At 67.4% G+C, this 22,502-nt stretch carries 24 protein-coding genes and 2 tRNA genes; 12 read left to right on the forward strand and 14 right to left on the reverse strand.

Translation table 11 applies throughout. The annotated features are described in order from the left end of the window. Positions 1–25 precede the first annotated feature (25 nt). Positions 26–346 (forward strand): hypothetical protein, encoded by a 321-nt coding sequence (locus tag ABTV68_RS08950; protein WP_433677286.1) that lies wholly within the window; start codon positions 26–28, stop codon positions 344–346. Between the two features lie 61 nt (positions 347–407). After that, the gene (locus ABTV68_RS08955; protein WP_433677582.1) at positions 408–920 is read left to right on the forward strand and encodes a hypothetical protein; all 513 of its coding nucleotides are present in this window, start codon (positions 408–410) and stop codon (positions 918–920) included. 39 nt (positions 921–959) lie between these two features. Here the strand turns inward: ABTV68_RS08955 and ABTV68_RS08960 are convergent, their stop codons facing one another. From ABTV68_RS08960 to ABTV68_RS08970, 3 genes are read right to left on the reverse strand one after another with little or no spacing between them, the layout of a single operon-like run. Then, on the reverse strand, positions 960–1,439 hold the full coding sequence (locus ABTV68_RS08960; protein WP_433677287.1) for a DUF2017 family protein: 480 nt from the start codon (positions 1,437–1,439) through the stop codon (positions 960–962). Further along, entirely contained in the window at positions 1,436–1,741 is a 306-nt protein-coding gene (clpS, locus tag ABTV68_RS08965) for an ATP-dependent Clp protease adapter ClpS (RefSeq protein WP_433677288.1), read from the reverse strand. The genes ABTV68_RS08960 and clpS overlap by 4 nt, the downstream gene beginning before the upstream one ends. Further along, entirely contained in the window at positions 1,738–2,088 is a 351-nt protein-coding gene (locus ABTV68_RS08970; protein ID WP_433677289.1) for a metallopeptidase family protein, read from the reverse strand. Before ABTV68_RS08970 ends, clpS begins: the two co-directional genes overlap by 4 nt. 87 nt (positions 2,089–2,175) lie before the next feature. On the opposite strand from ABTV68_RS08970, the gene ABTV68_RS08975 reads away from it, so the two are divergent. Next, on the forward strand, positions 2,176–3,750 hold the full coding sequence (locus tag ABTV68_RS08975; protein ID WP_433677290.1) for an SDR family oxidoreductase: 1,575 nt from the start codon (positions 2,176–2,178) through the stop codon (positions 3,748–3,750). Positions 3,751–3,810: 60 nt separating this feature from the next. Here the strand turns inward: ABTV68_RS08975 and ABTV68_RS08980 are convergent. The 4 genes from ABTV68_RS08980 to ABTV68_RS08995 all read right to left on the reverse strand — a co-directional run bounded on the left by ABTV68_RS08980 (position 3,811) and on the right by ABTV68_RS08995 (position 5,044). Continuing rightward, positions 3,811–3,883, reverse strand: a tRNA-His gene (locus tag ABTV68_RS08980). A gap of 37 nt (positions 3,884–3,920) precedes the next feature. Next, positions 3,921–4,547, reverse strand: a complete 627-nt coding sequence (gene orn / locus ABTV68_RS08985) for an oligoribonuclease (protein ID WP_433677291.1) — start codon at positions 4,545–4,547, stop codon at positions 3,921–3,923. A gap of 73 nt (positions 4,548–4,620) precedes the next feature. Beyond that, positions 4,621–4,696 (reverse strand) — tRNA-Arg (locus tag ABTV68_RS08990). A 90-nt stretch (positions 4,697–4,786) separates the two neighbouring features. Continuing rightward, on the reverse strand, positions 4,787–5,044 hold the full coding sequence (locus tag ABTV68_RS08995; RefSeq protein ID WP_433677293.1) for a hypothetical protein: 258 nt from the start codon (positions 5,042–5,044) through the stop codon (positions 4,787–4,789). A gap of 222 nt (positions 5,045–5,266) precedes the next feature. Here ABTV68_RS08995 and ABTV68_RS09000 point away from each other — a divergent pair, with 222 nt between their 5' ends. The 4 genes from ABTV68_RS09000 to ABTV68_RS09015 all read left to right on the forward strand — a co-directional run bounded on the left by ABTV68_RS09000 (position 5,267) and on the right by ABTV68_RS09015 (position 8,911). Beyond that, a complete protein-coding gene (locus ABTV68_RS09000) occupies positions 5,267–5,773 on the forward strand; it encodes a single-stranded DNA-binding protein (protein ID WP_433677294.1) in 507 nt (168 codons plus the stop codon). A gap of 171 nt (positions 5,774–5,944) precedes the next feature. Beyond that, complete coding sequence (locus tag ABTV68_RS09005) at positions 5,945–6,499, forward strand: DUF6993 domain-containing protein (protein ID WP_433677295.1); 555 nt, start codon at positions 5,945–5,947, stop codon at positions 6,497–6,499. 257 nt (positions 6,500–6,756) lie between these two features. Further along, positions 6,757–8,436 carry an energy-dependent translational throttle protein EttA gene (ettA, locus tag ABTV68_RS09010; protein WP_433677296.1) on the forward strand — a complete coding sequence of 560 codons (1,680 nt, stop codon included), beginning with the start codon at positions 6,757–6,759 and terminating at the stop codon, positions 8,434–8,436. Next, complete coding sequence (locus ABTV68_RS09015) at positions 8,387–8,911, forward strand: acyl-CoA thioesterase (RefSeq protein WP_433677297.1); 525 nt, start codon at positions 8,387–8,389, stop codon at positions 8,909–8,911. Before ettA ends, ABTV68_RS09015 begins: the two co-directional genes overlap by 50 nt. A 66-nt stretch (positions 8,912–8,977) precedes the next feature. Here the strand turns inward: ABTV68_RS09015 and ABTV68_RS09020 are convergent, their stop codons facing one another. Next, entirely contained in the window at positions 8,978–9,838 is an 861-nt protein-coding gene (locus ABTV68_RS09020) for an acyl-CoA thioesterase (RefSeq protein ID WP_433677583.1), read from the reverse strand. Between the two features lie 84 nt (positions 9,839–9,922). On the opposite strand from ABTV68_RS09020, the gene ABTV68_RS09025 reads away from it, so the two are divergent. Further along, a complete protein-coding gene (locus ABTV68_RS09025; RefSeq protein WP_433677298.1) occupies positions 9,923–10,606 on the forward strand; it encodes a hypothetical protein in 684 nt (227 codons plus the stop codon). A 125-nt stretch (positions 10,607–10,731) separates the two neighbouring features. Here the strand turns inward: ABTV68_RS09025 and ABTV68_RS09030 are convergent, their stop codons facing one another. Beyond that, the gene (locus tag ABTV68_RS09030; protein ID WP_433677299.1) at positions 10,732–12,387 is read right to left on the reverse strand and encodes an FAD-binding dehydrogenase; all 1,656 of its coding nucleotides are present in this window, start codon (positions 12,385–12,387) and stop codon (positions 10,732–10,734) included. Between the two features lie 173 nt (positions 12,388–12,560). Here ABTV68_RS09030 and tdh point away from each other — a divergent pair, with 173 nt between their 5' ends. Together tdh and ABTV68_RS09040 are read left to right on the forward strand one after the other, a co-directional pair. Beyond that, positions 12,561–13,604, forward strand: a complete 1,044-nt coding sequence (gene tdh / locus ABTV68_RS09035) for an L-threonine 3-dehydrogenase (protein ID WP_433677301.1) — start codon at positions 12,561–12,563, stop codon at positions 13,602–13,604. Between the two features lie 13 nt (positions 13,605–13,617). After that, positions 13,618–14,790 carry a glycine C-acetyltransferase gene (locus tag ABTV68_RS09040; protein WP_433677584.1) on the forward strand — a complete coding sequence of 391 codons (1,173 nt, stop codon included), beginning with the start codon at positions 13,618–13,620 and terminating at the stop codon, positions 14,788–14,790. Positions 14,791–14,804: 14 nt separating this feature from the next. On the opposite strand, the gene ABTV68_RS09045 is transcribed toward ABTV68_RS09040, so the two are convergent. From ABTV68_RS09045 to pepN, 5 genes are all read right to left on the reverse strand, one after another. Then, positions 14,805–15,245, reverse strand: a complete 441-nt coding sequence (locus tag ABTV68_RS09045) for a globin (protein ID WP_433677303.1) — start codon at positions 15,243–15,245, stop codon at positions 14,805–14,807. Further along, entirely contained in the window at positions 15,242–16,327 is a 1,086-nt protein-coding gene (locus tag ABTV68_RS09050) for a mechanosensitive ion channel family protein (RefSeq protein ID WP_433677305.1), read from the reverse strand. Before ABTV68_RS09050 ends, ABTV68_RS09045 begins: the two co-directional genes overlap by 4 nt. A gap of 95 nt (positions 16,328–16,422) precedes the next feature. Beyond that, the gene (locus ABTV68_RS09055) at positions 16,423–17,265 is read right to left on the reverse strand and encodes an ABC transporter permease (protein WP_433677306.1); all 843 of its coding nucleotides are present in this window, start codon (positions 17,263–17,265) and stop codon (positions 16,423–16,425) included. Then, complete coding sequence (locus ABTV68_RS09060) at positions 17,262–18,173, reverse strand: ABC transporter ATP-binding protein (protein WP_433677307.1); 912 nt, start codon at positions 18,171–18,173, stop codon at positions 17,262–17,264. The genes ABTV68_RS09055 and ABTV68_RS09060 overlap by 4 nt, the downstream gene beginning before the upstream one ends. Positions 18,174–18,336: 163 nt before the next feature. Beyond that, positions 18,337–20,883 carry an aminopeptidase N gene (gene pepN / locus ABTV68_RS09065; RefSeq protein WP_433677308.1) on the reverse strand — a complete coding sequence of 849 codons (2,547 nt, stop codon included), beginning with the start codon at positions 20,881–20,883 and terminating at the stop codon, positions 18,337–18,339. A 117-nt stretch (positions 20,884–21,000) separates the two neighbouring features. Between pepN and ABTV68_RS09070 the strand changes: the two genes are divergently transcribed. Both ABTV68_RS09070 and ABTV68_RS09075 read left to right on the forward strand, forming a co-directional pair. Beyond that, on the forward strand, positions 21,001–21,498 hold the full coding sequence (locus ABTV68_RS09070) for a ribose-5-phosphate isomerase (protein ID WP_433677309.1): 498 nt from the start codon (positions 21,001–21,003) through the stop codon (positions 21,496–21,498). Next, on the forward strand, positions 21,498–22,493 hold the full coding sequence (locus ABTV68_RS09075; protein ID WP_433677310.1) for an Fpg/Nei family DNA glycosylase: 996 nt from the start codon (positions 21,498–21,500) through the stop codon (positions 22,491–22,493). The genes ABTV68_RS09070 and ABTV68_RS09075 overlap by 1 nt, the downstream gene beginning before the upstream one ends. The last annotated feature ends 9 nt before the right edge of the window (positions 22,494–22,502 follow it).

A 22,502-nucleotide genomic window follows, 5' to 3' on the forward strand; every position in this document is an offset into this window, starting at 1 on the left:
GCCAACCGCGGGGTACGGTGGAGCCATGCCCAACCTCGCACTGGAACTCGGCAAGCTGACGGCCTCCGCAGGCGTCACCAGCGTCTACGGAGAGCAGCAGGACGTCGATGGTGTTCGCGTCATCCCGGTCGCCGCCACGTGGAGTGGCTTCGGCGGGGCCGAGGAAGACGGGAAGGGATCGGGCGGTGGTGGCGGCGGTGTCTCGCTTCCCGTCGGCGCGTACATTCGGCGCGGCGATGACATCCGCTTCGAGGCGAACCTGATCTCTCTGCTCGCCGTGGGTATCCCGTTCGTCTGGGTTGCCGGGCGCTCCCTCGCGCGCATCATCCGTGCGCTCAAGCGCTGAGTTCACCTCCGAGGCATCGGACCCGCTCGATCACGCACTGCGTGACGCGGTCGCGGCCGTGATGAGGATCGTGAGCGATCGGTCACGAGCAACGATCCTGATCGACGGCAGAAGCGGCGCCGGAAAGAGCAGCTTGGCTCGCCGGCTGGCCGATGTGTGGCCGGACCCGGAGCCGACCGTGCTGCCCCTCGATGCGGTCTATCCGGGTTGGGACGGCCTGGAAGCCGGGGCGCAGGCGGTGATCCGCGACATTCTGACACCGCGGGCCGCGGCACGCGACGGGCACGTGAGCGGCTGGGACTGGGTACAGCATCGTCCCGCAGGGCACTCGGCCGTGCCGCACGATCGCGGCCTGATCGTCGAGGGCTGCGGCATCCTGCGGGCGGAGTCCGCGTCACTCGCGGACGTGACCGTCTGGGTAGATGCGCCAGCCGGGGCGCGCCGTGAGCGTGCTCTGCAGCGCGACGGTGATGCGTATCGTCCCTATTGGGACCGGTGGGCGGCCCAGGAGGACGAGCATATTCGCGGCCATCGGCCACAGGCGCATGCGGATCTCGTCATCTCGCTGCCGTAGACGGGGGCGTTATCTCGTGCGCCGGGGTGGCTGACCGGATCACGAGCCGGTGACGACGACCTGCTCCAGGAGGTAGCCGAGCCATTCGTAGATCCCGTATACCGCGCTGTTCTGTTCCGGCTCCGAGATCACCCCGCCCGGGGCTGGACCGCCTACGGCAAGACCGAGACGCGATGCCAGAACGAGGCGCAGACCCGCGAGAGTACGCATCCAGGCGGGTGTCGTGTTCGCGCCCAACGGAATCACGGCGGGATGCTGCCCCGACACACCATCGGCATGTGCAAGAGCATCGGCGACGACCGTCGCATCCGCCTGGCGTCGAGCGATGCTGTCGGCCTCGGTCAGGCGGCGGAATTCGCGGCTGGAGTCCTCGTCATCCGAGTACACGCTGGGTGAGAGTCTCGCGAGTGCGGGATCGTCAGCGGCTGAGCCCTGCTCAAGCACCTCGATGAACTGAGACAGCAGGTCGGAGAGGACCGCGCGTTCCTCCGGAGAGAGGATGAATCGACCGCCGGTCATTGCGGCGCCTGTCGAACGGTCGCCCACAGGCCGTAGTCATGCATCGCCTGGGCGTGCAGTTCCATCTGCTCTCTGGCACCCTCCGCGACGACAGCGTGACCGTCGTTGTGCACTCGGAGCATGAGGGCGTTGGCCTTGTCCGCGCTGAAGCCGAAGTAGTCGCGGAACACCCGAACCACATAGCTCATCAGGTTCACGGGGTCGTCCCACACGACGGTCTGCCACGGGCGGTTCGGCACGGCGTCCTCATCCAGCCGGTGGTCGCTCTCCTGCGCGATATCCGGGAAAGCCAGCGCAGTCATGCCCACCCCAGCTCATGCAGGCGTTCGTCGTCGATGCCGTAGAAGTGCGCGATCTCGTGAACGAGCGTGGTATGGATCTCGTCGCGCAGCTCGTCGACGGACTCGACCGCGTGCAAGTGTGGTTCGCGGTAGACGATGATGCGGTCCGGAAGGTCTCCCATGCCGTAGCGCTCGCGCTCTGTCAGCGCGAGACCGTCGTACAGCCCGAGCAGATCGAGCGAGCCATCCTCGGGGCGATCTTCAACGACAAATACCACGTTATCGAGCCCGTCGACCATGTCGTCGGGAAGGAGATCGAGTTCTTCGATGACGAGTGCTTCGAACGCTGCGGCGTCGAGGTCAATCATCCTTCGAGCGTACCGACTTCCGCGCGCCTGCGTCGGCGTTCGCCGGCGATGGACCTCTCGCCCAGCGTCGATGCCTACGATGGCGTGATGACAGAGCGAGAAGCGGAAGCAGAGGCCGCGGCGGCACTGAGCTCACCGAGCGGCATGGAGGATCCGTATCGCTCGAGGGCCGGTGCGCAGGGCATCACGCCGCGTGTCCTCGTGCTGGGCGCGACCGGATATCTCGGCGGTCGCCTTGTCCCGCGGCTCGTGGCGGCCGGCTACCGAGTGCGCGCGTTGACTCGCGGCGGGTCACGGCTTGTCGGCGCGCCGTGGCATGACCAGGTCGACATCGTCGACGGTGATGCCAGCGATCCGGACGCCCTTGCACGAGCCCTCGACGGCGTCGATGTCGTGTACTACCTGATCCACTCGATGTCAGCGGGGCGCGACTTCGCCGCCGTCGATCGTCGCATTGCGCGAGCCGTGGCGAGCGCGGCGACACACGCCGGCGTGCAGCAGATCATCTACCTGGGAGGTCTCCATCCCCGCGATGTGCCGCTCTCACCTCATCTGAGTTCGCGGCGCGAAGTGGGGGAGATCCTGCTCGCGTCGGGTACCCCTACGCTCGTGTTGCAGGCGGGCGTCGTGATCGGCTCCGGGTCGGCATCCTTCGAGATGGTCCGTCATCTCACCGAAGTGCTGCCCGTGATGCCTGCCCCGCGCTGGGTGCGAAACAGGATCCAGCCGATAGCCGTGCGTGATGTTCTGCACTATCTGTTGGCCGCAGCGCGGCTTCCCGAACCGGTCAACCGGGCTGTCGACATCGGAGGCCCGGACGTTCTGCGCTACGGGCAGATGATGAACGCGTACGCCGTGGTCGCGGGTCTCCCGCAGCGGCGCATCATCGCGCTGCCGGTGTTGACCCCACGGCTGGCCTCCCTCTGGGTGGGGCTGGTGACGCCCGTACCGCAACGCATCGCTCGGCCGTTGGTGGAGTCGTTGCAGCAGGAATGCGTGATGCAGGATCATGCGATCGACGCACTCATTCCGCCTCCCGCTGACGGTCTCACCACCTACCGGGATGCGGTGCGGCTGGCACTCGGCCGCATTGAGATGGACGCGGTGGAGACCAGCTGGGTGGACGGGCGGGTACCGCGAGCTCCCAGTGACCCGATGCCGAGTGACCCGGACTGGTCCGGGCGCACCGTCTTCCTTGACGCCCGCGAGCGGACGACGGCTGCCTCTCCGGCCGCGGTGTGGCGCGTGATCAGCCAGATCGGGGGAGCGCGCGGCTGGTACTCGGCCTCGATCCTCTGGGCGCTGCGTGGACTCATGGATCGTGTGCTCGGCGGCGTGGGCCTCCAGCGGGGACGACGTTCCCGTCTCACCGTGCGCGAGGGCGACGCGATCGACTTCTGGCGCGTCGAGGCGGTGGAGCCCGGTCGTCTGCTGCGGCTCCGCGCCGAGATGCGCGTTCCGGGCGACGCATGGCTGGAGCTGGTGGTCGACGAGTCCGGCAGCGGCGGCGCCACGTACCGTCAGCGCGCCGTGTTCTTCCCTCGGGGGTTGTGGGGGCGGCTGTACTGGCTGTCGATGCTGCCGTTCCACGGTCTGATCTTCGCCGGAATGGTGAGTGAGATCATCGCGGATTCCGAACGCGGCGCAACCGACTCTCGCTGAGGGGATGGGGGCCGACGACGAAAGATCCCCGGAGCCTGACGGCTCCGGGGATCTCATCCGGGTGAGTAACGGGGCTTGAACCCGCGACCTCCTGGACCACAACCAGGCGCTCTACCAACTGAGCTATACCCACCGTGTCCCCGCCTCAGCGGGGCAACTCATCTATTCTGTCACAGGTTCGGAGCGAACGATGACACGACGGCCTCCGACACCGCCTTCGCCTGGTCCGAAGTTGGCCCCGGATCAGGCACGAATACGGCGCGACGGTAATATTCGAGTTCGCGAATGGACTCGAGAATGTCCGCGAGCGCGCGGTGTCCGCCATCCTTCTCGGGTGCCTGGAAGTAGGCACGCGGGTACCACCGGCGGGAGAGCTCCTTGATGCTCGAAACATCGACGTTGCGGTAGTGCAGGTACCCGTCCACGCGAGGCATGTACTTCGCGATGAACATGCGGTCGGTGCCGATGGTGTTGCCTGCGAGGGGGGCCTTGCCCTCCAACGGGACGAAACGGCGGATGTACTCCAGCGACAGGTACTCTGCTTCCGCCACGCTGACGCCGTCGGGGATCTCCTCGATCAGACCGGAGGTCGTGTGCATGCTCGTCACGAACTCGTTCATGTTGGCAAGCGCGGAATCGTTCGGCTTGATGACCACCCGGAAGCCCGGATCGATGAGATTGAGTTCGAAATCGGTGATGACGATCGCGATCTCGACGAGTTCGTCGACCGCGAGGTCGAGACCCGTCATCTCGCAGTCGATCCAGACGAGCCGGTCGTTCTCGGCAGCAGAAACCATGGTCACATCCTAGTCGCGGCATATTCGGGCAGCCGCGGGAATCCGACGCTCAGCGCAGGTACCACTCGCGAGATGGTCCCCCAGAGGTGATTCGAACACCTGACCGGCGGATTAGAAGGCCGCTGCTCTATCCACTGAGCTACTGGGGGTCTACCCACCAGAATATCCGGTCGGGCGACGGGCGTGAGAACCGGTGTGGTCGCGGTGGCAGGCATCGCGAGGAGCAAGCGCGGCATCGGTCACATCCACCGGAGGCAGTCGCAGGCTTCGTCGGGGCTCCAGAACTCGCCGACTTCGCGGAAACCGGAGACGGCCGCATCGAACCGGCGAGCCTGGAAGCGGGTGCCCGCCGCTGAGAGGACGGCACGAATCTGGCCGAGCACACGGCCATCGGCGGCGATGACCCGCCACGTGTTCTCCGACACTGCGAGCAGTCGCTCCCGGGCAGTGGTCTTGAGGTGGGGTGCGAACCGAGCGGTACTGATGGTGATGGACATGTGCGTCTCCCTTCTGACAGGAACGCTAGACCTGGCCACCGACATTGGACGCGGACCGTCCATCGTTCCTCCCCAGGCGCGGTTTCTCGGCGATCGGTTCCTCATCCACGGCTTCCTGTGTCACGGCGTCGCCGGTCGCCCCACGATGGAACCGATCCGGCGTCGACTCGGGCACGACGGCGCCGGATCGCCCGGCGGATGGTCCGCCCAGAAGGGAGAGAAATGACGGAGAACATCACGGTGGTCGGCAACGTCGCCTCAGAGCCGCGCCAGGCGACGAGCGGCGCCGGAGCGACGTACACCTCGTTCCGCCTCGCGACCGACAACAGGAGGTTCGATCGGGCGACCAGGGAGTGGGTGGATGGCACGCCCAACTGGTTCACGGTCTACGTGTGGCGAGCTCTCGGAGAGAATGCGCTCGCCTCCGTTCGCACGGGAGACCGCGTTCTGATCTCCGGAAGACTGCGCTTGCGGGCGTGGACGGACGGGGATCGTCGTGGCACGGCAGCGGAGATCGACGCCGACGCGATGGGTCCGGATCTGCGCTGGGGGACGACTACCTTCCACCGCACACGACGTCTGGCGGCGACAGACCCGGACGAGGGGATCGAGGTGCCGCCCGCGCCGATGGCGTTGACGGACACCGAGGCCCCGCCCCTCGATGCTCAGGACGAGCCGGCAGCTTCCGGCCGGGACGATCAGTGGGCGGCGACGGCGACACCGTTCTGAGGTGATCCCGGTTCCGGTCGCTCGAGTGCATCGGGGCGTCGCCCCGCGGTACCCGGGGCGGCCGCCGCGGGGCAGCGTGTCACCGTCTAGGGTCCGTGAGGGAGGCGCATCGCGTGACGCGGGCGCGGCGGCGCTCAGCAGGTTGCCGGGTGGGAACCATAGACTCGCTGGGTGACTCGTCTCCCGCGCCGAACGCTGACCGCCACCGCTCTCCCCGCCGTGATCGCCATCGCCGCACTGATGCTCGCCGGCTGTACGCCGACAGCACCCGCGGATCCAGGGTCTGCGGTATCGGACACCGCGGCACCGGATGCGGGTGCGGCTCCGGAGACAGACGCGGCGGTGGCACCGAGTGACGGCGCGGCGGCTGCTCCCCAGGAGCCCGCGGCCCCCGCCGCCTTCGTACCGGACGGCAACGCCGCCGCGAATCTGCCGATATTCACCGAGACCGTGAAGAGCGTCTGGGCGTCCGACAGCAAGGATCAGGGGCGGGCGTACATCGATGCTCTCGTGGGAGTCGGCTTCGACAAGGCCGCGATGCAGGTGACAGCCGACCGCACCACAATCGGCGATCAGGCAGAGAGCATCCAGTTCTCGGTCGTTTTCGCGGGGGAGTGCCTCATCGGACAGGTGGGCCCCGCTACGGGAGAGCCGCACACGGTGGTAGCACCCGTGCTGAGCACGGGCGCGTGCCTCGTGGGCGGAACGCGACCTATCGACTGGTGAGCTGACACGGAGACGCGCGTTCATCCGGCCGTTTCACGATCTGCACATGGGTTCGGAGGGGCCGGTTCGGATCCGCCCGGGACTTCGTGCCTTTCGCGGCGACACGGTGGGCGCGGACGCGCGGCGGCTCACCGGGCCTTTCCACGCGCGCGCCGGTAGACTCGAAAACGGTGCTCGGTTTGTCGTGCACACGCGGACTTCGCCGTGACACACACGGCGCGATCAACACCCATCACAACAAGGGACGTGAACCAGGTTTGGCTGAATACATCTACCAGATGGTGCGAGCTCGCAAGGCCGTCGGCGAGAAGCTCATCCTCGATGACGTGACGATGGCGTTCCTCCCGGGCGCCAAGATCGGCATGGTCGGCCCGAACGGTGCCGGTAAGTCGACGATCCTCAAGATCATGGCCGGGCTCGACACGCCGTCCAACGGCGATGCGACGCTGACCCCGGGGTTCACCGTCGGCATCCTCATGCAGGAGCCGGAGCTGGACGAGGACAAGACCGTGCTGGAGAACATCCAGTCCGGTGTCGCCATCAAGGCCAAGCTCGATCGCTTCAACGAGATCTCTGCCCTCATGGCTGACCCGGATGCCGACTTCGATGCGCTGCTGGCCGAGATGGGCCAGCTCCAGGAGGAGATCGACGCCGCTGACGCCTGGGACCTTGACGCACAGCTCGAGCAGGCCATGGATGCGCTGCGCACCCCGCCGGGCGATGCGGACATCAAGAACCTCTCGGGTGGCGAGAAGCGCCGCGTGGCGCTTGCCAAGCTGCTGCTCCAGAAGCCCGACCTGCTCCTGCTCGACGAGCCCACCAACCACCTCGACGCCGAGAGCGTGCTGTGGCTGGAGCAGCACCTGCAGAAGTACCCCGGCGCCGTCATCGCCATCACCCACGACCGGTACTTCCTCGACCACGTGGCCGAGTGGATCGCCGAAGTCGACCGCGGACGCCTGATCGGCTACGAGGGCAACTACTCGACGTACCTGGAGAAGAAGCAGGAGCGTCTGGCCATTCAGGGCAAGAAGGACGCGAAGCTCGCCAAGCGCCTCTCCGAGGAACTCGAGTGGGTGCGCTCCAACGCCAAGGGCCGTCAGGTCAAGTCCAAGGCCCGTCTGGCGCGCTACGAGGAGATGGCTGCGGAGGCGGAGCGGACGAAGAAGCTCGACTTCGAGGAGATCCAGATCCCCGCGGGTCCGCGTCTGGGCAGCATCGTCATCGAGGCCAAGAACCTGAAGAAGGGCTTCGACGGTCGTTCGCTGATCGACGGTCTGAGCTTCTCGCTGCCGCCGAACGGCATCGTCGGCGTCATCGGTCCGAACGGTGTGGGTAAGACCACGCTGTTCAAGACGATTGTGGGGCTGGAGCCCCTCGACGGCGGCGACCTGAAGATCGGTGAGACCGTCAAGATCAGCTACGTCGACCAGTCGCGCGCCAACATCGACCCGGAGAAGACGCTGTGGGAGGTCGTTTCCGACGGCCTGGACATCATCACCGTGGGCAAGACCGAGATCCCCTCGCGCGCCTATGTGTCCAAGTTCGGCTTCAAGGGCCCCGACCAGCAGAAGAAGGCCGGGGTGCTCTCCGGTGGTGAGCGCAACCGCCTGAACCTCGCGCTGACGCTCAAGGAGGGCGGAAACCTGCTGCTCCTCGATGAGCCGACGAACGACCTGGATGTCGAGACGCTGTCCAGCCTCGAGAACGCGTTGCTCGAGTTCCCCGGTTGCGCCGTGGTCATCACCCACGACCGCTGGTTCCTGGACCGCATCGCCACGCACATCCTGGCCTACGAGGGCACGGACGAGAAGCCCGACCAGTGGTACTGGTTCGAGGGCAACTTCGAGTCCTACGAGGAGAACAAGATCGCCCGCCTGGGTGCCGATGCTGCCAAGCCCCACCGCTCCACGCACCGGAAGCTCACGCGTGACTGACAGCGTGCGCCTGCACGTTCCCATCCACCTCCGGTGGGGCGACCTCGACGCCTTCAATCACGTGAACAACACGTCGATGCTGAAGCTTCTGGAAGAGGTCCGGGTCCGGGCGTTCTGGCGCCCGGGCCCGGGCGAGGACGCGCCGGACACCGCGGTGCTGGACTCCGGGATCTCGGCCGGGCTGCTCACGCTGATCGCGCGACAGGAGATCGAGTACCTCGCTCCGGTGCCGTACCAGCGCAACCCGCTTGACGTGCAGATGTGGTTCTCGAAGCTCGGTGGATCGAGCATGGAGATCTGCTATGAGGTCTACTCACCGGCGGATGGCGGCGAGCAGACGCTGTACGCACGGGCCACCTCTGTCGTGGTAATGGTCGACGCCCACACGGGTAAGCCCGTCCGGCTCGACGACGAGCAGCGCCGGGCCTGGAACCCGTATCTCGGCGAGCCGATCACTTACGCGCATCGGCGCTGACACGTGCACGAACCCCCGGATCACGTTGATCCGGGGGTTCGTTCGTTGTGGCTGGTCGGGGACTGTTCAGCCCTCTTCAGCGTGGGGCACGCGCACCATGAGCTCCTGCGCCACGGTGGCGACGAGCAGGCCATCCCGGGTGTAGATGCGCCCGGTCGACAGGCCACGCCCGCCGCGTGCGCTCGGTGACTCCTGCGCGTAGAGCAGCCAGTCATCCACGCGGGCATCGCGGTGCCACCACATCGCGTGATCCAGGCTGGCGACCTTCAATCCGGGCGTTGCCCACGGCACGCCGTGCGCGCGAAGGACGGAGTCCTGGATGGTGAGGTCGCTCATGAACGCGAGGGTCGCTCGGTGCAGCCATGCATCGTCAGGCATGACCGAGCGGACGCGGAACCACAGTGCCTGGTGCGGCACATGGGCGCCGTCGACGCGGAGATGGATCGGCGCGTCGACGTAGCGAGTCTCGATGGGATGCTCGGTGAAGAACCGGTGACGGCCGTCGGCTGGGTTCAGCTCGCGGACCAGTGCGAGGGCATCGGGGAGGTCCTCCGGAGGGGTGATGCCGGTGGGCATCTCCTCCTGGTGCTCGAGTCCGGGGCCTGGGTCCTGGAACGAGGCGATCATGGAGAAGATCGGATGTCCGTCCTGATAAGCCTGGGCGCGACGCGTCGAGAACGACCGACCGTCGTGGATGCGATCGACCGCGAGCGTGAGACCCTGGGCCGCATCACCCGGACGAAGGAAGTAGCCGTGCATGGAGTGGACCGCGCGGCCGGGATCCAGCGTGCGCTGCGCGGCCACGACGGACTGCGCGAGGACCTGGCCGCCGAAGATACGGCCGTGCGGCATCGGCAGCGAATGTCCGGTGAAGATGTCCTCCGTGGTGCGGGCTTCAGAGCCCGCCAGATCCAGCACATCGATCATCGCGGCGACGGATGCCGCCGGGTCGTAATCGCTCACTCGTCCTCCTTCGGAGCCCGTCGTGGGCACCGTTGTTAGTGTAGACACGTGCCCCACAGCCTTCTTCTCGCCGACGTTCAGACCGCCGCGGATTTCCTCACGTTCGCTGGTCGTGCGGCGCGGATCGCGGACGAGGGCATCCGACTGCAGGCGAATGCGGGAGTGCTGCGCATGTCCGCGGCGACCCTCGCACCGCAGGGACTTCTGGATGCAACGCCGACCGTGATCGGCATGCGCATCCTCGCGGCGGACCCGGAGCTCGTCTGCGACATCACCGTTCCCGCGGAGTCGCTCCAGCGGGATCCGCAGAACGAGTCGGCCATCGCGCTCCCGGAGACCGCGCTGAATCCCGCGTGGACCGGAGTTGCGCCGCCGCAGGGCGGGTGGGAGCACGTGGGGACAGTCACTGCCGAGCATCTTTCGGCCCTTGCCGCCCACGGCATCTCGATCGTGGCGGGTCGCGTGCCCACCGGCACCGGTGAGGAGATCGTCCGATCGGTGCGCGCCTCTGTGTGGGGGCCGCTCGATGACACCCTGTTCGACGCCCCGCGCGGCGTGGCCTTCACAGCGGACGCGCTCGGATTCATCTCATCACGTCGTCCCACCGAAGAGGCCGCGGTCTTTCGTGCGGGGCGCTGGACGCGCTTCTCCACGTCGGGTGGTCACGTCCTCTCCCGCGGGCCGGCACGTGTCGGGCTCACCGACGTGCGACGCACCGGCGCCGTGGTGTAACGAAACCGGGACAACGGGGGCGGATCGACGCGACCTCACGCTGGAGCGTGCGGGCACCCGGCCGACTTCCGCGCGGGTGACGCGAGCCCTCAAGAGGGAAGGGTGATACGGGTGATCCGTTCGTATCAGCGCTGCGCCAGCGCCCTGCCCACCTGGCGACCGGAGAACAGGCAGCCGCCGACGAAAGTGCCCTCCAATGCGCGATAGCCGTGCACGCCCCCACCGCCGAAGCCACTGGCCTCACCGGCGGCGAACAGCCCGCGGATCGGCTCGCCGTCGGCGTTGAGAATCCGACCGTCCAGATCGGTCTCGAATCCGCCGAGCGACTTGCGGGTGAGCACGTGCAGCTTCACGGCGATCAGCGGCCCAGCGGACGGATCCGTGAGCCGATGCGGAGTGGCCGTGCGAATGAGCCGGTCGCCTCGATACGCGCGGGCCGAACGCAGCATGGCGATCTGCGCGTCCTTGGTGAAGTCGTTGGCCATTTCGCGGTCGCGGGCCTCGACCTCGCGAACCACCTGCTCGCGGTCGAGGGCATCGCCGCCCGGGAGCGCCTGCATCCGGTCGATGAGCCGGTCGAGCGAGCGTTCGACAACGAAGTCCTCGCCCCTGTCGAGGAACGCCTGCACCGGCCCGGGTGCGCCGCCGGAGAGCCGTGTGGTGGCGAGCAGCTTGATGTCCTTCCCCGTGAGATCGGGGTTCTGCTCGCTGCCGGACAGCGCGAACTCCTTCTCCACGATCTTCTGCGTGAGGATGAACCAGGAGTGGTCGTGCCCGGTGCGACGCAGGTGTTCCAGTGTGCCGAGGGTGTCGAATCCCGGGAACAGGGGGACTGGCAGACGATGACCCGTCGCGTCCAGCCACAGTGACGAGGGGCCGGGCAGGATGCGGATGCCGTGCCCGGGCCACACCGGATCCCAATTGCGGATGCCCTCCACGTAGTGCCACATCCGGTCACCGTTGATCAGATTTCCGCCCGCCGCGCTGCCAACGGGACACATGGAGCCGTCGACGTAGGCGGGGACACCGGTGAGCATGTCGTCGGGCGGGGTGCCGAGTCGTTGCGGCCACTGGGCGCGCACAAGGTCGTGGTTTCCGCCGATGCCCCCGGATGCGATCACCACGGCATCCGCCGCGATCTCGAAGTCGCCGACCACCTCGCGCGATGTGGCAACGCCGCGCGCGGCACCGCTCGGGGCGAGGACGTCTCCCGTGGCGCCGGTGACCGCGCCGTCGGTCACGGTGATGCCGGTCACGCGGTGGCGGGGGAGGACCGTGACAGAGCCTGCGATCTCGGCTTCATCCACGAAATCGGCGAACGGCTGAACGATCCCCGGACCGGTTCCCCACGTGATGTGGAAGCGCGGCACCGAGTTGCCGGGACCGAGCGCCGTGTAACCGCCGCGCTCGGCCCACCCGACGATCGGGAAGAAGCCGACGCCGAGCGAACGCAACCACGATCGCTTCTCACCCGCCGCGAACTGCAGATACGCCTCGGCCCAGGCCCGCGGCCAGCGATCCTCGGGGCGGTCGAACCCGGCGGTGGCGAACCAGTCCTGTCGCGCGAGCTCCAGGCTGTCGTGGATGCCCATGCGCCGCTGCTCGGGCGAGTCGACGAAGAACAGGCCGCCGAACGACCACCAGGCTTGACCGCCGAGGTTCGAGCGCGGCTCCTGATCGACGATCGTGACGCGCTTTCCCGCGCGGGCGGCCTCCCGAGCGGCCACCAGGCCGGCGAGACCCCAGCCGATGATCAGGACGTCGGTGCGGTGCGCGCTCACAGATTCTCCTTCGGCCGGGGCTGCTTACCCGACGCTATCGGGTGTGGACCATCCAGGGGAACACGTCCCGCGCGATACGATCGACCTCGTTCCACTCGTCGTCTGCGCCCACCACGCGCTCGCGCCCACGCGCACGACGGACTGTTCACAAGACATGGGAGATGGATGCGGCGATGAAGGCGCTCATCAAGAACGAACCCGGACCCGGGCTGGCACTGATCGAGGTGCCGGAGCCGACGATCGGGGCATCGGACGTGAAGATCCGGGTGCTGCGCACCGGGATCTGCGGGACCGATCTGCATATCGAGAAATGGGACGACTGGGCCGCGAGCACGCTGCGGCCGCCGATCATCCCCGGCCACGAGTTCAGCGGCGAGGTGGTGGAGGTCGGCTCCCTCGTGCACGACGTCGCCGTCGGCGATCTCGTCTCCGGCGAGGGGCACGTGGTCTGTGGCATGTGCCGCAACTGCCGCGCGGGACGAGCCCACATGTGCATCCGCACGAAGGGCGTGGGCGTCAATCGCGATGGCGCGTTCGCGGAGTACGTGGTCATCCCGGGAAAGAACGTCTGGGTCCATCAGCCGGGCACCGATCCGGACGTCGCCGCGATCTTCGACCCCTTCGGCAACGCCGTGCACACCGCCCTGAAGTTCGGTGTGGTGGGAGAAGACGTGCTGGTCACCGGCTGTGGTCCGATCGGCCTCATGGCGATCGCGGTGGCGCGGCATGTCGGCGCACGCTTCGTCGTCGCCACCGATATCTCCCAGCCGCGTCTGGAGATGGCGCTGCGCATGGGCGCCGACGCGGCGGTGGACGTGTCGCGGGAGCGGGTCGCCGACGTGCAGCGTTCGCTGGGCATGAAGGAGGGGTTCGACGTCGGCTTCGAGATGTCGGGATCGCCCGCCGCGCTCGGCGAGATGATCGAGAACATGAACCACGGCGGTCGGATCGCCATGCTGGGGCTGCCGTCGGAGCCGTTCCCGATCGACTGGAGCAAGGTCGTCACCCACATGCTCACGCTGTCGGGCATCTACGGCCGCGAGATGTTCGAGACATGGAACTCGATGAGCGCGATGCTCCAGTCGAGTCCCCAGCTGAGCGAACGGCTGGCGTCGATCATCTCGGACCGCTATCCGGCCTCGCGGTGGCGCGAGGCGTTCGACGTGGCCGCGACCGGCGGCGTCGGCAAGGTCATCATCGATTGGACGGAGATCTGACGTGTACACGAGCATGCGAGCACAGCTCCAGGAGGAACTGGACGGCATCGAGGAGGCGGGCCTCACCAAGCGGGAGCGGGGGATCCGCGGGCCGCAGGGCGCGCTGGTGGAGGTAGGCGGCACCGAGGTGCTGAACTTCTGCGCCAACAACTACCTCGGTCTGGCCGACGACCCTCGGATCGTGGCAGCGGCGAAGGAGGGCCTCGATGAGTGGGGTTACGGCCTCGCCAGCGTCCGGTTCATCTGTGGAACGCAGGAGCAGCACCTGCGATTGGAGCGGTCCCTCTCGGACTTCCTCGGCTACGACGACACCATCCTCTTCTCCTCGTGTTTCGACGCGAACGGCGGCGTGTTCGAGGTGCTGTTCGGCGCAGAGGACGCGATCATCTCCGACGAGCTGAACCACGCGTCGATCATCGACGGCATCCGGCTGTCGAAGGCCGCACGCCTGCGCTACCGCAACCGGGACATGGCCGATCTGGAGGCGAAGCTGCAGGAGGCATCCGGCGCTCGTCGGCGCGTCATCGTGACAGACGGCGTGTTCTCGATGGACGGCTACATCGCACCGCTGCGGGAGATCTGCGACCTCGCGGAGCGCTACGACGCGCTCGTGTTCGTCGATGACTCCCACGCCGTCGGCTTCGTGGGTGACAAGGGCCGCGGCACACCGGAGCTGTGTGGCGTCGAGGGGCGCGTGGACATCACCACCGGCACGTTCGGCAAAGCGCTCGGCGGCGCGTCGGGCGGATATGTGAGCGGGCACGCCGAGATCATCGCGCTGCTACGCCAGCGGGCACGCCCGTACCTGTTCTCCAACACCCTCGCACCGTCGATCGTGGCGGGAACGCTGCGCACGCTGGAGCTGCTCACCGAGTCCGATGAGCTGCGCGTCACGCTGCGTCGGAACGCCGCGCTGTTTCGTGAGCTGATGACGGCGGAGGGGTTCGATCTGCTGCCGGGGGAGCACGCGATCGTCCCCGTCATGTTCGGAGATGCCCGCCTCACGGCTGAGATGGCCGACGAGCTGCAGCGCCAGGGGGTCTACGTCACCGCGTTCAGCTTCCCGGTGGTGCCGCGGGAGCAGGCGCGCATCCGGGTTCAGCTCTCCGCTGCGCACACGGAGGATGAGATCCGACGCTGCGTGGCGGCGTTCAGCGCGGCCCGCGCGGCGGTCAGTTCCGCGTAAACGGGGGCGCTGCTTTAGTGGGTGAGCCCCAGGTCCGTGCGGCCCTGGGATGCCGGACCGACACCGGTGGGCTCGAAGGTGTTCACCATCGCGTGGGCGGCCCGCTCCAGGTAGTCCCAGAGCGCCACTTCATGGATCGGCGCGAGTTCGAGCGCGTCCACCGCCGTGCGCATGTGCTTCAGCCAGCGATCGCGCGCGTCGGGATTGACGTGGAACGGCATGTGCCGCATGCGCAGGCGCGGGTGACCGCGGCGCTCGGAGTAGGTGCTCGGGCCTCCCCAGTACTGTTCGAGGAACAGGGTGAGTCTTTCGGCCGCCGGTCCGAGATCCTCCTCGGGGTACATCGGCTTCAGGACCTCGTCTTTGGCGACTCCCGCGTAGAACACATCGACCAACTTCACGAACGTCTCGTGTCCGCCGATCTCCTCGTAGAGGCTCAGGGGTGCATCGGTCACGGTGTCTCCTCGGGAGGGGTTTTGGGGCGCTTGCGCGGCTTCCAGGACGGACGGCTCGGTTCGGAGTCCTGAACCGGCTGCGGTTTGGTCTTCGGCGGGTTCGCGCCACGGACACGGAAGGCGCCCTCGCTGCCGGTGAGCACGACCGAGGCGAGCGCCGGACGGACGACGCCGTCCTCGGTCTCCGGCAGCTCGAGGCCGTCGGCGGCCGCCAGGAGCCGCGCGCGCAACTCCTGGGCGACGTCGTCACGGGAAGCCGAGCGCGTGCGCATCACGACGCGGATGATGAGGGCATCGGCCGTGGCTGCCTCCAGGCCCCAGGTCTCCGGCTTGCCGACGATGCGCGACCGCCAGCGGGGCTCCTTGGCGAGGGCCGTCGCCGCGTCATGCAGCACGTCCTCCGCCGTCTCGAGCTCGGTGCCGCGCGGCACCGAAACATCGACGATGACGCGAGACCATCCTTGAGACATGTTGCCGATGCGGGTGATCTCACCGTTGCGGACATACCAGAGGGTGCCGTTCACGTCGCGCACATGGGTGACCCGCACGCTGACGTACTCCACGATGCCGATGGCGAGCCCGAGGTCGACGACATCGCCGATGCCGACCTGGTCCTCCACGACGATGAAGATGCCGTTGAGCACGTCCTTCACAATGTTCTGCGCCCCGAAACCGAGGCCCGCGCCGATGGCCGCGGTGAGGAGGGTGAGGGATCCCAGGATGTCGGGAGCCAGCACCTGGACCGTCAGCACGATCGCGATGATCACCAGCGTGATGTTGACGATGTTCTGCAGGATGGAGCCGAGGGTGCGCGTCCGCTGGACGAGCCGGACCGCCGCGAGTGGCGAGCGGTCGAGGGCCTGTGTGTCGTCAACGTTCGCCTTGCTCTTCGCACCGTTGACGATGCGTGAGACGACGCGGCGGATCACGAACTTCAGCAGATAGCCGATCACCGCGCAGACGACGATCGTGACGATCACCCGCACGATGTTCCACCCGGCTGCCCCGAGAAACGCCACGAACTTGTCCCACGTGGGGATCCAGTCCGACCAGTCGGGCGGGGTGGTTTCGGCGAGGGGCATCACCCTTCGATCCTACGAGCCGAATCTCGGCAGAGCATGAGGACGCGATCGGCCCCCGCCGAGTGGGCGGGGGCCGATCGCGCTCATAGCGGTGCTCAGGCGTCGCGGGTCTTCAGCGCAATGGCACCGAGGCTGAGCACCGCCACGACCCAGCCGCCGAGGATGAGAGCGCCCTGCCACACCTCGTCCCCGCTGCCCTGCACCAGCGCGTTGCCCGCGTTGCTCGGGAGGTAGCGTGCCGCTTCCACGACCCACTCCATCCCGGGTGCCATGGCGAGCACCTGCGGGACGATCGGGAGGATGAACAGGATTCCTACGGCGATAGCGATCGCCCCGGCCCCGCTGCGCAACAGGTACCCGAAGCCGAGGCCGAGCAGTGCGGCCGCCACGAGGTAGACGGCGGAGTACACGTAGGGCAGGACCGCGCCGGAGAGGTCACCGAAGTCCAGCGCGACGTCGGTGCCGGCGAACAGCGCACTCACGAGCGTGACACCGAAAACGCTGGTGATGACCGAGACCAGCACGGTGTAGCCGACCAGCACGATCGCCTTCGCGAAGAGACTCCGGAGCCGATCCGGCGCCGCCGTGAGCGTGGAGCGGATCATGCCGGTGGAGTACTCACCCGTGATGAGCATCGACCCCGTGATGGTGACGAGCAGCGCCGTGAACGCGAGGGGCATCGTGACCGCCTGAGCGATCATCGCGTTGCCACCGCCGGAGACGGGGGCCTGATCCAGGAAGTTTCGCAGGGAGATGGCCATCAGCGTCGTGATGCCGAGCGAGATCGCAATGGTCAGCGCCGCGGAGATCCAGGGGGAGCGGAGCGTGACCAGCTTGATGGCTTCGCTGCGGATGACCCGGCCGAGGCTGAGCTGGTATCCGGAAGACGGGAGGACAGGCGCGGCAGCAGGTGCCTGCTGCGGGGCGGTGAGAGTCATGCGAGCTCCTTGGTCTTGTACTCGACGGCGTCGCCGGTGAGTGCCATGTAGGCCTCCTCGAGCGAACCAGTGCGGGTGGTGAGCTGATGGATCGCGATGCCGGCCGCCGCCGCGCGGTCACCGATCCAGGACGCCGGGGCACCGCTCACGGCCAATGCGTTCGTGCCTGTGCGCTGGACGGCGACGCTGTCGCTCGCGAGGGCGGACGCCAGCGCGTCGGGGTGCGGGGTCTCCACGGCGACGTCCTCCTTCGTCCATGCGGCGACGAGCTGAGCGACGGATGCGTCCGCGAGCACGCGGCCGCGTCCGAGCACGATCAGGTGGTCGGCGGTCAGCGCCATCTCGCTCATGAGGTGGCTGGAGAGCAGCACCGTACGGCCTCGTGCCGCGTAGCTGCGCACGAAGTCTCGCACCCAGCGCACGCCCTCGGGGTCGAGTCCGTTGACGGGTTCGTCGAGGATGAGCGTGGTCGGATCGCCCAGGATCGCGCTGGCGATGCCGAGACGCTGTCCCATGCCGAGAGAGAAGCCCCCGGCCCGCTTGCGAGCCACACTCGCGATGCCGGTGATCTCCAGGACTTCGTCCACGCGCGACAGCGGGATGCCGTGCGTGGCCGCCATGGCGCGGAGGTGGTTGCGGGCCGACCGACCGGTGTGAACGGCTTTAGCATCCAGTAGCGTTCCCACCTCGGTGAGTGGGGAGGGAGATGTGGCGTAAGCGCGGCCGTTCACGGTGGCGCGACCAGACGTGGGACGGTCCAGCCCCACGATCATGCGCATGGTGGTGGACTTGCCCGCGCCGTTGGGCCCGAGGAAGCCCGTCACCATGCCGGGGCGGACGGCGAAGGAGGCGTCGGACACCGCGGCGCGTACGCCGTACCGCTTCGTGAGGTTCTCTGCGACGATCATGTACTCAGGCTATGAACTGCCTGTATGCCGCCGAATCCCTCCGAGGTATGGGTTCGGATCGCCGCCGTCATCCCAGAGGATGACGCACCCTCCAGAAACCCAAACAAGTCCGAGAAACCCCGCATCGCGGGGATTCTCGGACTTGGATGGGTTTCTCGCGACGTTACTCGGCGTCGCGCTCCTGGACGGCGAGCGCGCGCTCGACGATGGCCAGGTTCTCGTTCACGAGGCGACGAAGGGCGGCCGGAGCCTCAGGGTTCTCCGCCAGCCAGGCGCGCGTGGCGTCACGGAGCTCCCGGTTGGCGAGCGAGGCCGGGTACAGGCCCGTGATGAGGTAGTTCGCGATCTGGTACGTGCGCGACTCCCAGATCGGCAGCAGCATCTCGAAGTACGCCGGAACGAACGCGGCGAGGTCGTCGCGGGTCGTCGGGTTCACGAAGCCCAGCGCCGCCGAGCGCACGATGGTGTTCGGCAGATCGGCGTTGTCGATCAGCGAGCCCCACGCGGCGCGCTTGGCCTCTTCGCCGGGAAGAGCGGCCTTCGCCTGCGCGGCGAACTCGCCTCCCTTGGCCGTGTTGTCCGCAGCGAGTGCGGCATCGATGTCCGCGGTGGTGACCGCGCCTGCGGCGGCGAGGGCCACCAGCAGCTGCCACGACAGGTCGGTGTCGATGTTCAGGCCCTCGAACACGATCTCGCCGTCGCGGATCGCGCGCACGCGCTCGACCTGCTCGGGAGTCGACGCGTTGGCGGCCAGGGCCTGCACGAACTGCAGCTGGCTGTCACTGCCGGCCTCGGCGGCCTGGGCGAGATCCCACAGACCCTCGCCCACGCGGCTTCGTGCGGCAGAGCGTGTGGTGGGATCCACGTAGGAGTTGGCGGCCAGACGGAGCTGTGCCAGCGTGGTGCGCACGGTGGTGGACTCGGTCTCGCGACCGATGTTGCCGAGCACCAGCTCGATGTAGTCCGTGGCGCTGGATTCGGCATCGCGGGTCTGGTCCCAGGCGGCACCCCACACGAGCGAGCGCGCCAGCGGGTCGGCGATGTCGCCGAGGTGTTCGATCGCCGTCCGGAGCGAGCGGTCGTCCAGGCGGATCTTCGCGTAGGCGAGGTCCTCGTCGTTGAGCAGCACGAGATCGGGCTGCGTGAGGCCCTTCAGCTCCGCCACATCGGTGCGATCGCCGTCGACGTCCAGCTCCACGTGGTGCGTGCGGCGCAGCTCGCCGTCCACGACGTCGTAGAAGCCGACGCCGAGGCGGTGCGGACGGATGGTCGGGTAGTCGGCGGGCGCGGTCTGCGTGATCGCGAAACGCGTGATCTTGCCGTCCACGTCGGTGTCGATGACCGGCGCGAGCGTGTTGACGCCAGCCGTCTCCAGCCACTTCTTGGCCCAGGTCGAGAGGTCGCGGCCGCTGGTGGCCTCCAGCTCGACGAGCAGATCGCCGACCTCGGTGTTGGAGTAGGCGTGCTTCTTGAAGTATGCCGCGACACCCGCGAAGAACTGCTCGATGCCCACCCAGGCCGCGAGCTGCTTGAGCACCGAGCCACCCTTGGCGTAGGTGATGCCATCGAAGTTCACCTGGACGTCCTCGAGATCGTTGATCTCGGCGACCACAGGGTGCGTGGAGGGAAGCTGGTCCTGCAGGTAGGCCCAGGTCTTCTCCATCGCGTTGAAGGTGGTCCACGCCTCCTTCCACTCCGTAGCCTCGGCGGTGGCGATGGTGGATGCCCATTCGGCGAACGACTCGTTCAGCCACAGGTCGTTCCACCACTTCATGGTCACGAGGTCGCCGAACCACATGTGGGCGAGCTCGTGCAGGATCGTGACGACGCGACGTTCCTTGACGGCGTCGGTCTGCTTGCTGCGGAAGACGTAGACCTCGGTGAAGGTGACGGCACCGATGTTCTCCATCGCACCGGCATTGAACTCCGGAACGAACAGCTGGTCGTACTTCGCGAACGGGTACGGGTAGTCGAACTTCTCGCCGTAGTACGCGAATCCCTCGCGGGTCTTCTCGAAGATGTAGTCGGCGTCCATGTACTCCCACAGGCTCTTGCGGGCGTAGATGCCGAGCGGGATGGTGCGTCCGTCGCCGTTGAGCAGCTCGGAGTGGGTCGACTCGTACGGGCCGGCGATGATCGCGGTGATGTACGAGGACATCTTCGGCGTGGGCTCGAAGCTCCAGGTCGCGATGCCGTCGCCCGCGGGCACGGGCTCGGGAGTGGGGGAGTTCGAGACGACCTTCCACGCGGCAGGCGCCGTGATAGTGAAGGTGAACTCCGCCTTGAGGTCGGGCTGCTCGAACACCGCGAACACGCGACGGGAGTCCGGCACCTCGAACTGCGAGTAGAGGTAGACCTCGCCGTCCACCGGGTCGACGAAGCGGTGCAGGCCTTCACCGGTGTTCGTGTAGAGGCAGTCGGCGTCGATGACGAGCTCGTTGTCGGCGGCAAGACCATCGAGCGCGATGCGGGAATCCGCGAACGCGGTGGTCGGGTCGATCGCGCGGCCGTTCAGCGTGATCGAGTGCACCGTACGGGCGATCAGATCGATGAAGGTCGAGGCGCCCTCGGTGGCGGTGAAGCGCACCGTCGAACGGGAGCGGAACACCTCCGCTCCGGTGGTGAGGTCGAGGACGATGTCGTACGTCTGTGTGTCGACGATCGCGCGACGCTCCTGCGCCTCGATGCGTGTGAGGTTCTCTCCAGGCACTGGGTTTCTCCCGTGTTGTGGGGTTCTGCGGCGACCGCCGCTCGGATGCGCCCGGCGCGGTGGCGCGGGCGGAGACGAAAACCAGCCTACGCCCCGCGGCCTCTCTAGGATTGAGCCATGCGCATCCACATCGCCACCGATCACGCCGGTCTCGAGTTCTCCACCCGTCTGCAGGAGCACCTGCGCACCGCAGGCCACGATGTCGTGGACCACGGACCGATCGAGTACGACGCCGTCGACGACTACCCCGCCTTCTGCATTCGCGCGGCCCAGGCCGTTGTGGCGGACCAGAGCGCCGGCGTCGAGGCACTGGGCATCGTGTTCGGTGGGTCGGGCAATGGCGAGCAGATCGCCGCGAACAAGGTCGCCGGCATCCGCGCGGCGCTGGCCTGGAACGAGGCGACCGCCAAGCTCGCCCGAGAGCACAACGACGCCAATGTGATCTCCATCGGCGCTCGCCAGCACACCTTCGAGGAGGTCGTCTTCCTCATCGACACGTTCATCGCCACGCCGTTCAGTAATGAGGAGCGCCACGTTCGACGCATCGCCCAGATCGCGGACTTCGAGCGCGACGGATCGCTGCTGCCCGACCCGCGCGCAGCACAGGAGAACTGATGCCGGAGGGGCACTCCGTCCATCGCATCGCACGCCAGCTCGACCGCAACTTCGTCGGGAAGGCCATCACGGCCTCTTCGCCACAGGGACGCTTCGCCGAGGGTGCTGCGCTGCTGAACGGTCGGGAGATGGTCGGCGTGCAGGCTGTCGGCAAGCAGATGTTCACGGAGTTCGAGGGCGACCTGTGGCTTCGCGTGCACCTCGGTCTCTACGGCGCCTGGGACTTCGCCGGTGAGATCCTGGTCGACCCGACCATCGCGTCCGCGAACGGGCGCATGGGGCAGACGAATCAGCGTGGCACCGATCTCGACGCGATCTTCGACGACGCGGGCGAGAACTCGCTGAACTCCATCGGGGCGCCGCGCCGTGCTCGTGTGAACGTCCGCATGTCGGAGCAGACCAAGGGACTCGCGTCCGAGCTCACCGAGTGGCCGCCTCCGCCCGTGGGTGCCGTCCGCCTTCGCCTGTTGACGGATCTCACCTGCGCGGATCTGCGGGGTCCCACCGCGTGCCAGATCCAGACGCCGGACGAGATGCTGGCCACCGTCGCGAAACTCGGACCGGATCCGCTCGTGGGGGACACCACGGAGGGTGAGGAACGCTTCGTGACCGCTGTGCGCCGCCGCAATGTCTCGATCGGTCAGCTGCTGATGGACCAGGCTGTGGTGAGCGGCATCGGCAATGTCTACCGTGCCGAGCTGCTGTATCGCGCCGGCCTCAACCCGCATAAGCCTGGCAAGTCGATCCCGGTGGAGAACCTTCGGGCACTCTGGCGGGACTGGGTGCAGCTCCTGGATGTCGGTGTCGAGACGGGTCAGATGATGACCATGGACGATCTGGATCCGGAGGCGTACCGGCGCGCGATGGCGAGCCGTGATGATCGCCACTGGGTGTACCACCGGGAAGGACTCCCGTGCCGCACCTGCGGCACCAACATCGTGATGGAGGACATGGTGGGCCGCAAGCTGTACTGGTGCCCCACCTGTCAGGCCTGATCACACGAG

The sequence above is a fragment of the Microbacterium gorillae genome (assembly GCF_050990725.1).
Classification (GTDB): domain Bacteria; phylum Actinomycetota; class Actinomycetes; order Actinomycetales; family Microbacteriaceae; genus Microbacterium; species Microbacterium gorillae_A.

Bases quoted from the DNA above. Each gene is read 5' to 3' on its own strand.
- orn (WP_433677291.1), bottom strand. From the start codon at position 4,547: ATGGTTTCTGCTGCCGAGAACGACCGGCTCGTCTGGATCGACTGCGAG.
- ABTV68_RS09050 (WP_433677305.1), bottom strand. From the start codon at position 16,327: ATGCCCCTCGCCGAAACCACCCCGCCCGACTGGTCGGACTGGATCCCC.
- ABTV68_RS08950 (WP_433677286.1), top strand. From the start codon at position 26: ATGCCCAACCTCGCACTGGAACTCGGCAAGCTGACGGCCTCCGCAGGC.
- ABTV68_RS09000 (WP_433677294.1), top strand. From the start codon at position 5,267: ATGACGGAGAACATCACGGTGGTCGGCAACGTCGCCTCAGAGCCGCGC.
- ABTV68_RS09015 (WP_433677297.1), top strand. From the start codon at position 8,387: ATGCTGCCAAGCCCCACCGCTCCACGCACCGGAAGCTCACGCGTGACT.
- ABTV68_RS09075 (WP_433677310.1), top strand. From the start codon at position 21,498: ATGCCGGAGGGGCACTCCGTCCATCGCATCGCACGCCAGCTCGACCGC.
- ABTV68_RS08975 (WP_433677290.1), top strand. From the start codon at position 2,176: ATGACAGAGCGAGAAGCGGAAGCAGAGGCCGCGGCGGCACTGAGCTCA.
- ABTV68_RS09060 (WP_433677307.1), bottom strand. From the start codon at position 18,173: ATGATCGTCGCAGAGAACCTCACGAAGCGGTACGGCGTACGCGCCGCG.
- ABTV68_RS08955 (WP_433677582.1), top strand. From the start codon at position 408: ATGAGGATCGTGAGCGATCGGTCACGAGCAACGATCCTGATCGACGGC.
- ABTV68_RS09040 (WP_433677584.1), top strand. From the start codon at position 13,618: ATGCGAGCACAGCTCCAGGAGGAACTGGACGGCATCGAGGAGGCGGGC.
- tdh (WP_433677301.1), top strand. From the start codon at position 12,561: ATGAAGGCGCTCATCAAGAACGAACCCGGACCCGGGCTGGCACTGATC.
- ABTV68_RS08960 (WP_433677287.1), bottom strand. From the start codon at position 1,439: ATGACCGGCGGTCGATTCATCCTCTCTCCGGAGGAACGCGCGGTCCTC.
- ABTV68_RS09020 (WP_433677583.1), bottom strand. From the start codon at position 9,838: ATGATCGATGTGCTGGATCTGGCGGGCTCTGAAGCCCGCACCACGGAG.
- clpS (WP_433677288.1), bottom strand. From the start codon at position 1,741: ATGACTGCGCTGGCTTTCCCGGATATCGCGCAGGAGAGCGACCACCGG.
- ABTV68_RS08995 (WP_433677293.1), bottom strand. From the start codon at position 5,044: ATGTCCATCACCATCAGTACCGCTCGGTTCGCACCCCACCTCAAGACC.
- ABTV68_RS09055 (WP_433677306.1), bottom strand. From the start codon at position 17,265: ATGACTCTCACCGCCCCGCAGCAGGCACCTGCTGCCGCGCCTGTCCTC.
- ABTV68_RS09070 (WP_433677309.1), top strand. From the start codon at position 21,001: ATGCGCATCCACATCGCCACCGATCACGCCGGTCTCGAGTTCTCCACC.
- ABTV68_RS08970 (WP_433677289.1), bottom strand. From the start codon at position 2,088: ATGATTGACCTCGACGCCGCAGCGTTCGAAGCACTCGTCATCGAAGAA.